This is a genomic window from Candidatus Aegiribacteria sp., assembly GCA_021108435.1.
In the GTDB taxonomy this organism is placed as follows: Bacteria; Fermentibacterota; Fermentibacteria; order Fermentibacterales; family JCC-6; genus Aegiribacteria.
The window spans coordinates 23,102-34,799 of sequence record JAIOQY010000091.1 but is presented as its reverse complement, the minus strand read 5'-3'; the positions used below and the strand labels follow the sequence as shown (position 1 = coordinate 34,799).

Sequence of the window (11,698 nt, the reverse complement as noted above, 5' to 3'; positions counted from 1 at the left end):
CTACACTCAGATCCGCAAGAACTTTAATTCTATCCAGCCCATCAGTTTCAGAAAGCTTCTTCAGGAGTATCTCAGTATCTTTCTTCTCAGGAGGATCAACCATGGGACTCCTTATATTCAGGATAAAGCTTCTTCACGCATTCAGGACAGATTCCGTGACTGAACTGAGTGTCTGAGCGCTCTGTTATGAATTTTTCTATCTGTTCCCAGTATCCGGAATCATCCCGGATCTTCTTGCAGGAAGCACAGTGTTTTTACTTCAGCAAGAGCTTTCGTAAGTTCTTCATTTGCCGTTACAAGCTCAATATTCTTCAGCCTGTAAATCTCGTTTTCCTTTTCCTTTTTCTCTGTTTCATAGCTTACCTGGAGTTCGTTGTATTTCTTGCTGCTTTCTTCAGTGAAAATCTCATCATTCAGTTCGCTGAATTTCTTGTAATATTCGAGTGCCTCCCTGAAATCACCTTTTTTCTCAAAGATCCTTGACATTACTTCGCAACAGTTTCTTTTAAGATCGGGCGCATCGATCTCCTCTGTGATAGCGAGTCCTCGCATGACATATTCCTGAGCCTTATCGAAACTGTCCAGCAATAAATGGACTTCGCCTATACTGGTGAGTGTTGTAGCAGCCACATGTCTGTTTCCGATTTCCTCAGCAATCTCAAGTGATCTGAAGAAGTATTCGAGCGATTTGTTGTAGTCTTTCATCTCTCTCAACACCACGCCGATATTGGTCAGAGAGTGAGGTATTCTCCATTTATTTCCGAGTTCTTCTCTTATTTCCAGAGCTCTCTGGTAGTACTCCAGGGCCTTTTCATGTTCTCCCTTGGTTTCAAGGTAGATGACTCCGGCATTGTTGAGAGAAGTGGCAAGCTTGTTTTTGGAATCGAGTTCTTCGTTGATTTTGATTGCTCTGTTGTAGAAATCAAGGGCGCTGTCCTTATCACCAATGGCATTGTAGATAACTCCGATATTATTTGACACGATTGCGATTCCCTGTTTGTCTCCGAGGTTCTCAAGAATCCTCAGAGCTTTCAGATAGTACTCCAGAGCCTGGTCAAACCTCGCCAGTCTCCAGTATACTGAGCCAATGTTGTTGAAGGCATTGGATATTTTCTCTTCATTATCATTTTTACTGATAATATCGAGATTTCTGATTCCAAATTCCAGAGCGATATGATGTTCCCCTAGACACTGACAGATCCAACAGAGTTCATTCAGGATTAAGGATTCCAGTTCCCTGTCTTCCGTTTCCCGCAATAGCTCCAATCCCTGCTTCCCAAATTCAGCAGCTTTCTGTAGATTATTTCCCTTGAATGCTACAATCAAATCTGCGAGAATCCTGATTCGATCCAACCCGCTTGTTTCGGGAAGTTTCTTCAGGAGAATTTCAGGATCTTTTTTTTCAGATGTTTCATCCATATGAACCTCTAACTTAAAGTATTCCAAAACAGGAATCCTGATCAGATACTCGTGCTTCTTTACAGATACTAACTTTGAGGAATTCGTATGGCAATACTTATCATTAGTATGATGAACTTTGTTGTTTTAGAAAGTCTCTGAATCAAAGTGTTTTCTTCTGCAGTACCAGTCTTTTCTCCAGCTTGTGAAATGTCGTTCATCTATCGCAAAACGTATTTTTCCCATCAGTACAGAGAAGTAATGAAGGTTGTGAAGTGTGGCAAGGATCGGTGCCAGCCATTCCTTCGCGTTGAACAGGTGCCTGATATAGGATCGGGTATATGTGCGGCATGCATAACACCTGCATCCAGGCTGAACTGGGCGTTGATCGTTTTTGAATCGTGTATTTGTAATATTTATATGACCTCCGGGTACGAAGAAGCTTCCTCCCCTGGCGTTTCTTGTAGGCACTACGCAGTCGAACATGTCAACACCAACGGCAACAAAATCCACAAGATCTTCCGGTTTTCCTACACCCATGAGATATCTTGGTTTATTCAGTGGAAGAAAATCAATACAGGATTTCACAGCTCTCATCATCTGTTTTCTTGGTTCCCCCACCGATACTCCGCCAATGGCATACCCGTCAAATTCCATTTCTGAGAGCACATGAGCCGCCTTCTTTCGGAGATCAGGAAAAGCACCGCCCTGGACAATGCAGAACATTGCCTGTTCTTTTTCCTGATGGATATTTCTGGCTCTTTCAGCCCATCTCAGAGTCAGATTGAGAGATTCCTCAGTTCGATTGTAATCACTTGGTTGCTCCAGGCACTCATCCAGTATCATCATGATATCGCTTCCGAAGGTTCTTTGTAAATTGATAACCTTTTCAGGAGTAAGGATATGGTTGGATCCGTCTATATGTGATTGAAATTGATAACCATCTTCAGAACGCTTTCTAAGCTGAGACAGGCTGAACAACTGAAAACCACCGCTGTCAGTCAGAATATTTCCCTGCCACGATATGAATGAATGCAGACCACCCGCATCCTCTATTACACTGGAACCGGGTCTGAGGTAAAGATGATATGTGTTTCCCAGAATTATCTGCCAGCCATCGTCAAGCAGATCTGAATTCCTGACGGTTTTTACACTTCCCTGAGTTCCAACCGGCATGAATACTGGGGTCTCGACCGGACCATGGGCAAGATTCAGCAGACCTCTTCTTGCTCTTCCTGATTTGCCGAGCAATGTGAATGATGGAGGATTTCTCAGTATCTATGTCCCTTCAGGATCAGGTGTTGAAGGAGGTGGTTCATCCCCCTGTTCTTCTTCTGGTGTATCTTCAGGTTCAACGATTTCCGTTTCCGGAGCTGATTCCTGTGATTCTTCCACTTCAGTGACTTCAACCTCCGGCAGGATAACTAAGGAATCCTCCTGTTCAGATTCCAATGGAAGTTCATCGATCTCTACATCCTGATCCAATGGAAGTTCATCGATCTCTACACCCTGATCCAATGGAAGTTCATCGATTTCTACATCCTGATCCAATGGAAGTTCATCGATTTCTACATCCTGCTCTAATGAGTCCTGAGGTTCAGTTACACTGCTTCTGTCTGGAAGTGAAGGAAGCAGCAGGGAATCGTCTATTTCGGGAATGATAATGGAATCAGAAAGTGTTTCAACAGGGAGAGTGGTTGAATCCGTAAATACTGTGTCATCTGGAATTCTTATGGAATCTGATGCTATCAGATTCAGTTCTATCGGTACTGGTTCGGCCTGCAGGCTGTCTGAATCACCTGTCAGAGAATTTTCCTCTGTTTCCTGCGTTATCGGAGTGAGATATGCAAAAGTTTCTGTGGAGTCCGCTGAAGTGGAATCACCATCCACTTTCAGATCTTCCATGCTTACTGAAAGATCCTCACCAAGCAGCAGGATGGAATGATCAGGATCAAGTCTCCTGACTTCTTCAAGTTCCAGAACAAGATCCGCTTCCATGTTGTTTCGATAATAGAGGCTTGCCAGTCTTACATGGAACTCGATGCTATCCGGATAAAGCGTTTTTAATTCCAGATAGGCGGCCAGAAGCTCCTCCTCTTCCTGTGGAAGTCTTGAAATTGCATGATGCTGATCAACTCCAGTACTGACCGCACTCCCGGGCGGCACGAAAACAATTATCGCTGTAACAATCAGAGAGGTAATTGTATACGCGATTACTTTCAACAATGCACGATTTCTGATACTTTGTATCTCTTCTTTGGTTCTGGGATCCATATCGACATTCAGGGGAACTATCTTCGTGTCGGATATCAACTGCAGCAGGGTCATCTTTTTCCGTGGAACAGGTATCAAACCAATACCTGAAAGTATCAGTGGGGGTGTGAACAGCAGTCTTCGCAATGTCTGCCATTCCGACGGATTATATCCGTGAACGCTGATCTCAGCGAGCCCCAGGGCTTCAAAAGGAGACTGTTCCAACCTTTTGATTCTTGACTTTTCCAGCCATGCAAGCATCGTGGCAGACAGGAGATAACTCACAGGAAGAAGCAACTGCCAGTTGCCGGAAAGCAGAGAGAAAAGAGCCTCCAGAAGTAAAGTCCAGGAAAGAATGACTGATATTTCCAGAATATACAATCCTGCCAGTTGTCTGAATTTCGGAGAAATCCTATTAAGCCAGGCATATTTTCTGGCGGTTAGTGTCACTGTATCTACTCCTGTTCTATCAACATGACATCACCATAGCTGTAGAATCTGAACTGATGTTCAACAGCGTATCTATAGGCGTTCATCATGAATTCATAACCCATGAATGCCGCTACAAGGCATAACAATGAACTCTCAGGAAGGTGGAAGTTTGTAATCAGGGCGTCCACATTCCGGAAGCTGTATGGTGGAAATATAAAGATTCCGGTCTCTCCCGATAAACTCGTCTCTGAATTTACATCTACTGTTTCAAGAACTCTTGTTGTTGTTGTTCCCACAGCAATGACTCTTCTTCCTTCCTCTCTTGTATTTCTGATTGCCGAAAGGGTCTCAGCTGAAACATAATACTCCTCCGGATCTAGAGTGTTATCCCCAAGAATACTTGAACGAAGGGGTTCGAATGTTCCTGGTCCTACATGGAGAGTTACGTAAGTATGTTCTATTCCTTTTTCTGCGAGACGTTTCAGCAGTTCCCGGTTGAAATGAAGACCGGCGGTCGGCGCGGCAACTGCGCCTTTCTCCGATGCGTAGACAGTCTGATATCTTTCATCATCCAATTCGTCGGGGGTACGTTTTATGTACGGAGGTAATGGTACCTGTGCAGTTCTACTGAGAGTGTCATCGGTGTCCTTGCAGGAATTGAATTCAATAATTGCTCTTCCCTGGTCCAGTCTTTGCTGTACGGTGCATGAAAGATCATTTGAGAATTCAATGGTTATTCCTGTTTTTGCTGCTCTGCCGGGACGGACCAGAGCTTTCCAGATCCCATGACCGAGTTCACGAAGAAGAAATGCTTCAACTTTGCCGCCAGTGTCTGTCCTGTTTCCTGACAGTCGCGCCCTGAAAACCTTTGTGTTGTTCAAAACCAGAAGGTCCCCTGGAGAAAGAAGGTCAGGAAGATCGCTGAATACGTTCTCGGATAATTCTTTCTTCGCGATGGATGAAACCAGAAGTCTGCTTTCTGTTCGATCGGAAAGAGGCATCTGTGCAATCAGATTCTCCGGGAGAAAATACTGAAAGTTCTCTTTGAGCAGGTTTCTCTTATCTATCATGAGAGGGGAAGTCGGACGGTAAACCAGGTTCCGTATCCAGTTCTGCTTCGTACACTGACAGTGCCGCCCATCTGTTGAGTAAAACTTCTTACGATTGTCAAACCAATCCCCAGACCTCGAGTAACCTCGATGTTATTGCTGCCTGTGTAGAATCTATCGAATACATTTGGCAGATCCTCTGGAGGGATACCGCTGCCGGTATTGAATACTTCAAGAATCCAGTGAGTGCTGTTATCCAGTCTTACGTTGATATTCACTGATCCATCAGGTTCATTGTACTGAATAGCATTGTGTACAAGATTTCCAATTATCTGTTCAAGGCGTGACCTGTCGAAACTTGCGGTAAAGGGTTCTGAAGGAAGTTCCGCCCTTACAGAAACCTTCTGGTTTTTTCCCATTTCCGAGAAGATAGGTAATAGTGAAGAGACAACATCCGCAGGACGAGCCCAGATAATTTTCAGAGTTTCATCGCTCAGTTCTATCTTCATGAAAGTCAGCATTCGCTCTGCATATTCAACAAGGTCGATAAGTGCGGTATTCATAGCCTTCAAGGAATTCTTCTGATCAGATGTGAGCTTCCCAAGTTTTTCTGAGATCAGTAGATCCGTATGTCCTCTGAGAGTGGTTATCGGAGCTCTCATTCTGTGAGAAAGACTGAGAAGAAGATCTTCCAACCCTATATGTTCACTGGGCTTTTCTTCCTGCTGCATAACATTATTCTGTTTATCCTCCTGAGTGTTTCTGAGCAGCCACAGTGATAAACCCACACATAGAGTGCGAAGAAGTCCTGGAAGCGGTTTTTTAAAAGCGTCTCTGTGACTGCTCCCCGCTGTGAGAGTTCCTATCGCTCTGCCTTCGGAAATAAGCGGAACGGACAATTCACTTCTGGATGATGGGAAAATAGACGAAAATCTTTGATCAACTGCTGTATCAGGGACATAGCACGTTTCCGTATGCGTGTAAGCCCAGGATGCAATTGATGGAATTTCGAGAGAAAGAATACCTGGATCTGTTGAGGTTCCAGATGATACAAGGGGTCTGAGAACAGGTTCTCTGGAGCTAACCTTGTGTATAACCATATATTCAGCTCCGATGATTGATCCAATTTCATCAAGCAGCGTTTGCACATTTCGCTCACGACCCTTCAGAAGAGCCATGAATTCTGAAATTGAATTCAATATTTTCATCGTGCTTCTTTGATACTGATGTGATTGTGAATACTGCATCAGTATGGGAACAAGCTGAAGAACCAGTCTTCCAAGGGGGTCCAGATTGCGGGACGGTGTTCCTGAAATTTTGAGATGAGCCTGACCCTGTTTCTGCTGAACTGGAATTGTCAGATTGAATCCAAGAATATCTTCCGTCCAGGTATTCCTGCTCTTATCAAGTTGAGCTTGTTCACTTTCAGTCAGTGGTGCATCTCCAACAGCTACTTTTCTCGATCTGGAGATGTATGCAGCTCCTCTGGCTCCAGTGCCAACTCTGAGGAATTCGAGGAGAGAGTGGACTGAATCTTTTTCTCTGTTGAATTCATTAAGCACGTCTATAAGTTCAAGAATGATCTGTCCGGGATAGGTTTCAGTATCCGAGCCTCTAATCATATCAACAGGCATGAAAAAGACAATCAGACTCTCTCCATCAGGCATGAGCAGGCTGGTCATTTCAAAGTGCGTAACAAGGTTTTCTGTGATAACCAGTCCCGCTCTGAACTGAAAGGGAGCAGCCATAGTATCGGCTTTGCTTTTAAACAGAGCAGATACTCTTGTTTTGTCTTCTTTTATTATCCAATCATTGAACTGTGTGGAAAGCAGTTCCTTTCCTCCTGAACTGGAAACAATGTGGGCTGCATGACTGTTTACTGCAACGATAGTTCCTTTTCCATTAATCCTTACCGCAGGAATGGGAATTACGGAGAAAAGGGTTTTTGCAAATTTCGAGTCATCCTGTTCAAATGTTGTCATTGCCATCGAGGGAGAAGAAAAGGATACAATCAGCAATCTGTTGCCGACACCAACTTTCTGAAGAGATGCGACTAAAGATCTTTTATTCATGTGACCTGTTTTAGTCAGAACCGAGAATTCCCTGATCCGTTTTCCTGAAAGGCTTTTCGAGCTTGCGGAAATAAACGCCGTCATTGAAACCTGATCGAGAAAATCTCGAAGAGAAGTGCCTCTGTATCCGGCAAAAATCTCGTTAGCGGTTTCCGTCATAGCGAATACATGTCCCGATTCATCAGTAAGAATTCCCGGTCTGCCACCATGAAATATCTCCAGCCATTCCTCCAGTTCGAGCCTTGAAGCGCTTTTCAGCGATGTAATTCGGGAATCTCCCGCGCTTATGGAGATGGATAGCCAGATCTGTCCGTCAAGGAGTATTGGAAGTGCCCCATCCTCCTGAAGCGAAAGGATGTTCAGTATTACATCTCTATCAATAGTAAGTTTATCAATCAATTGAGACATTAAAGGAGAAATATTATGTACAATATTCCTCAAAAATGAAACAACCAGCGAGTCCTCCTGAAAAGCAAATTCGACTATTTTTTTGTCTGTGGACATTATTCACCCCACCTGAATCCAATATGGTACTTGCAGGACGATAAACAAATTCTATATTAAAGACCAAGTCGGATAAGGAGGGCATTTGAAAAGACCGATTTTTTACAATTGGAGTATCACATCAGTTAACAGAAAAACCGCGATTGCGGAATTACTAAAGCTATTCTCATTTCAGAAAACCACTGAGGATCTTCTTTTAACAGCACTTGAAACAAGAGAACAGGCCGAACCGACAATTGTTCATAATGGTATTGCAATGCCTCATTGCAGGAGCATTCTCGTAGATGACTTCATGATTGCCATCGGGAAATCAAAAAAGGGCATTCCCTGGCCTGTGGAAAAAGTTAAGGTAATTATACTTTTCATAACTCCTGTGAGACCGTCCGGACCGGAAGAGCACATGAAGTTAATCAGGCATCTGGCCAAACTGCTTCGAACGGACGGAGCAGAAAAACTGCTGTCAGCCGATTCACCGGTTGAAGCAGCATCGATATTAAAATTTACCCTCCAGGAAAGTAAGCAGAATGAATAAAGACCTTGAAAGACTGATCAGCCTTCACGATCTTGATGTCATGATATCAGACCTCCAGAATAAGGATATCCAGAAACAGGAGAAAAAACTGGGGCTGTCACCAGCTGCAGCAGTAGCGGAACTAAAAAAGATGCGGTGTGAACTTGCTTTATTAATCACCCGGAGAAATCGTGATATGTACGATCAACTTGCCAGTCATTACGGGAATGCTGTAGTTCCTGTTATAAATGAACGATGCAGTGGATGTTTTACACAGTTACCCACTGCCTTTGTTGCTTCTCCTGACAGAAACAAACAGGTTGAAACATGTCCTGCCTGCGGCAGGTTCATCTATTGGTGTGACTGACCCGGTAAAATCTGGACGGAGAGAAATATGAACCTATCCAATATCAGGGAAGCACTTACATACGATGATATTCTGATTCTACCAGGTCGATCGAGTATACTCCCCTCCGAAGTAGATCTGACAACAAAACTTACCCGGGGTATTACTTTGAATATTCCCATTCTCAGTGCTGCAATGGATACTGTAACTGAAGCCGATATGGCCATTGCTCTTGCACAGGAGGGAGGTTTGGGCGTTATTCACAAAAACCTGTCACCCGTCAGTCAGGCAGAACACGTAAGACGAGTGAAAAGAGCAGAAAGCGGTGTTATTGTGGATCCGGTAACACTTGAAATAGACTCGGTTATTGGCGATGCTCTCGAACTCTCACATATACACGGAGTATCAGGTTTTCCTGTCATGAACGGTGACAGACTTGCGGGAATGCTGACTAATCGTGATTACCAGTTTGAGTCAGATTCTTCCACTCCTGTAAGCAGACTGATGACAACGGTGGATGAACTGATAACCGCTCCTCCTGATACAAATCTTGAGGAAGCTCTTGATCTGCTGAGAAAACACAGGCTTGAGAAACTGCCTCTGGTGGATGGTGAATTGCATCTTATGGGCCTTATTACAGTTAGAGATATTCACAATGCCATCACTTTTCCGAACGCATGCAAGGATTCTTCTGGTCGTCTCAGAGTGGGCGCGGCCATAGGTGTGGGGATGGATGCAGTTAAACGAGCAGAGATATTAGTGGAAGCAGGTGTTGACTGCCTGTTCATCGATACAGCCCATGGTCATTCAACCCGGGTAGTTGATTCGGTTTCATTGCTTCGGAAAGAATTCCCGAAAGTCTCAATTGTTGCCGGTAATGTTGTTACGTCTGAAGCAACAAAAGACCTCCTTGAAGCGGGAGCGGACGGGGTTAAAGTTGGTGTTGGTCCAGGATCGATATGCACCACCAGAGTTATTGCCGGTGTGGGATGTCCACAGGCATCAGCCGTTTCTGAATGTGCTTCAGCTGCTGCGGAGTATGATGCACCTGTTATAGCTGATGGAGGTATTAAGTATTCCGGGGATATTGTTAAGGCTCTTGCTGTTGGAGCATCGTCTGTGATGATTGGAAGCCTCCTTGCCGGTATTTCGGAAAGCCCCGGTGAGACTACAATATACAAGGGCAGGAAGTTCAAGGTTTATCGTGGTATGGGTTCTATAGGAGCTATGAAACAGGGAAGTGCTGACAGGTATTTTCAGAGCGAAAGACCTCTGAAGAAACTTGTTCCCGAAGGAATTGAAGGAATGGTTCCTTTCAAAGGGCCACTGATCGACTATCTGAACCAGCTCACCGGTGGTTTAAGACAGGGCATGGGCTACATAGGATGTTCTGCTGTGGCTGATCTCCCCGGTAAGGCATTATTTGTTAAAATTACTTCAGCAGGACTAAGAGAAAGTCATGCTCATGATGTGATGATTACTAAAGAATCACCAAACTACACTATAGATGGAAATGCTTACTAAACTCCTCTCATCCGTTGCAGAGGGCGGGAAAATTCTCATCGATGAAGAGGATTATCTTCTGGCCCGTGTAAGAATTCACGATAAGGTTATGCTTGCAGAGGTGAGCAGAGGTTCAGCCGGCGGACTGCCTCCAGGGGAATGTCCTGATATAGAGGGACTGATCCTTCCCGATTCAGAAGTACATCCTGAAGATGACAGTAACGTAAAAATACTCCTGTTCTCTCTGCCGGATAATGCTATCCTCCTTATGGAGCGGATCATAAGTGATGGAAGAGTATCAGAGACAGAGGCCGTTTCGACAGGAATGCAAGTACTTGAGATACTCCGTTCGATTCACGATTCCGGTAACAGGGTTGGTTATCTCGGTCCTGAAAATGTTCTGATAACAGATGAGGGGAAGCATTTCATCCTTGGTGGCGCTCGAGGCATACCGGATACTCCATTTTCCCCGCCTGAAGCTGTTGGAAAGAGACCGGATGATCCTCGAAGTGATGTTTTTGCTCTGGGTCTGCTGATGTTCAGAATCATAGCAGGAAGCGATAATCGCGATGTTCAGATAAATGCCTGGAACATGCTTTCCCGAAAGATGCTTGCGCTTCTTGAAAACATGGTCTCCCTGGAAGAGAACAAAAGATTTCCAAATCTCACTGTTCTTTCCAATGCGCTTCGCAATCTGAAATCAGATCTGCAGGTGGATACTTATGGAAAACCCCGGGAAAACCGGAAGGGAATACTTAAGAAGAAAGCTTTCTGGATTCCCGTTGCGCTGGTAGCGATCGCTATCGTTTGTTTTCTTGTATTCAGCAAACCCGGTGATGTTGAATCAGATGAGGATAACACAATTCCTGTCGATTCCACGGCTTTTATATCTGAGACACCATTATTGAATGATGATACATCAGAAATACCTGTAGAGAATATTGATTCGATAGCGGAGTACGAGCCGATACTCTGGATCACTAATGGAACCGGTCAACCTGGACTGGCGAGTGATTTTCGAGAAGGACCAGCTTCAGAAATATCAGGAGTTTACTCCTGTACAGGGAGCTTACGCAGAAGCTCGATTCTCCTTGTAAGAAGGAATGATCCGCACATGCCTGTTTCGCAGCAGGGAAGGAATTATGAGCTTGCATTAGAGCTGGCTTCAAGTAATCCTGTGTTGTCGATCAAACCCGTTGATATAAATATACTGCTTGGAAAAGATCTTGTTAATGATGTAATTCCCTCGGGTGTAACAATATCCCCTGAAGCTCCAGCAGGTACTCTTTATGTGGATATCGCAAATCATGGTGTTGGAGGAGTATTTGGCGGGGCTGGTGCCGCAACCTGGGTAAGATCCGTTCTTAATGGAAGAAGTATTCTGGTCGGGGGAGAGGAATGGTTCATTGAAGTAGTTGATTTTCGTAATGGAGACATACTGAACGTTGAGCTGGGAGTAGAAACAGAGCTGGATTCAACGGTATTTTTCTACAGAAGAGAGATCCCGATCTGTAAGTCCGCTGAAGCGATTTTAAGATATGTAATTCTTGAGGATTCTACTGTAGATGAGTCTTCCGATCTTTCACTTTCCATTCCGGATATCTGGGTTCTTCTGGGAACCGACTAACCC

At 44.4% G+C, this 11,698-nt stretch carries 9 protein-coding genes; 4 read left to right on the top strand and 5 right to left on the bottom strand.

Features of this window, described 5'->3' with window-relative positions:
* Positions 1–219 precede the first annotated feature (219 nt).
* The 5 genes from K8R76_05705 to K8R76_05685 all read right to left on the bottom strand — a co-directional run bounded on the left by K8R76_05705 (position 220) and on the right by K8R76_05685 (position 7,708).
* A complete protein-coding gene (locus K8R76_05705; protein ID MCD4847666.1) occupies positions 220–1,419 on the bottom strand; it encodes a tetratricopeptide repeat protein in 1,200 nt (399 codons plus the stop codon).
* Positions 1,420–1,545: 126 nt separating this feature from the next.
* The gene (tgt, locus tag K8R76_05700) at positions 1,546–2,673 is read right to left on the bottom strand and encodes a tRNA guanosine(34) transglycosylase Tgt (GenBank protein ID MCD4847665.1); all 1,128 of its coding nucleotides are present in this window, start codon (positions 2,671–2,673) and stop codon (positions 1,546–1,548) included.
* A 3-nt stretch (positions 2,674–2,676) separates the two neighbouring features.
* Positions 2,677–4,101 carry a hypothetical protein gene (locus K8R76_05695; protein ID MCD4847664.1) on the bottom strand — a complete coding sequence of 475 codons (1,425 nt, stop codon included), beginning with the start codon at positions 4,099–4,101 and terminating at the stop codon, positions 2,677–2,679.
* Positions 4,102–4,106: 5 nt separating this feature from the next.
* Positions 4,107–5,135: a tRNA preQ1(34) S-adenosylmethionine ribosyltransferase-isomerase QueA gene (gene queA / locus K8R76_05690; protein MCD4847663.1), complete on the bottom strand. Its 1,029-nt coding sequence runs from the start codon at positions 5,133–5,135 to the stop codon at positions 4,107–4,109.
* Positions 5,136–5,149: 14 nt separating this feature from the next.
* The gene (locus K8R76_05685; protein ID MCD4847662.1) at positions 5,150–7,708 is read right to left on the bottom strand and encodes a GAF domain-containing sensor histidine kinase; all 2,559 of its coding nucleotides are present in this window, start codon (positions 7,706–7,708) and stop codon (positions 5,150–5,152) included.
* An 85-nt stretch (positions 7,709–7,793) separates the two neighbouring features.
* Here K8R76_05685 and K8R76_05680 point away from each other — a divergent pair, with 85 nt between their 5' ends.
* From K8R76_05680 to K8R76_05665, 4 genes are read left to right on the top strand one after another with little or no spacing between them, the layout of a single operon-like run.
* On the top strand, positions 7,794–8,240 hold the full coding sequence (locus tag K8R76_05680; GenBank protein MCD4847661.1) for a PTS sugar transporter subunit IIA: 447 nt from the start codon (positions 7,794–7,796) through the stop codon (positions 8,238–8,240).
* Positions 8,233–8,586: a hypothetical protein gene (locus K8R76_05675; GenBank protein MCD4847660.1), complete on the top strand. Its 354-nt coding sequence runs from the start codon at positions 8,233–8,235 to the stop codon at positions 8,584–8,586. The genes K8R76_05680 and K8R76_05675 overlap by 8 nt, the downstream gene beginning before the upstream one ends.
* Positions 8,587–8,613: 27 nt before the next feature.
* The gene (gene guaB / locus K8R76_05670; protein MCD4847659.1) at positions 8,614–10,089 is read left to right on the top strand and encodes an IMP dehydrogenase; all 1,476 of its coding nucleotides are present in this window, start codon (positions 8,614–8,616) and stop codon (positions 10,087–10,089) included.
* On the top strand, positions 10,079–11,695 hold the full coding sequence (locus tag K8R76_05665; protein ID MCD4847658.1) for a hypothetical protein: 1,617 nt from the start codon (positions 10,079–10,081) through the stop codon (positions 11,693–11,695). Before guaB ends, K8R76_05665 begins: the two co-directional genes overlap by 11 nt.
* Positions 11,696–11,698: the final 3 nt, after the last annotated feature.

Coding starts and splice junctions, on each gene's coding strand:
- K8R76_05705 (MCD4847666.1), bottom strand. CDS start 1,419: ATGGATGAAACATCTGAAAAAAAAGATCCTGAAATTCTCCTGAAGAAA.
- K8R76_05685 (MCD4847662.1), bottom strand. CDS start 7,708: ATGTCCACAGACAAAAAAATAGTCGAATTTGCTTTTCAGGAGGACTCG.
- K8R76_05675 (MCD4847660.1), top strand. CDS start 8,233: ATGAATAAAGACCTTGAAAGACTGATCAGCCTTCACGATCTTGATGTC.
- guaB (MCD4847659.1), top strand. CDS start 8,614: ATGAACCTATCCAATATCAGGGAAGCACTTACATACGATGATATTCTG.
- K8R76_05665 (MCD4847658.1), top strand. CDS start 10,079: ATGCTTACTAAACTCCTCTCATCCGTTGCAGAGGGCGGGAAAATTCTC.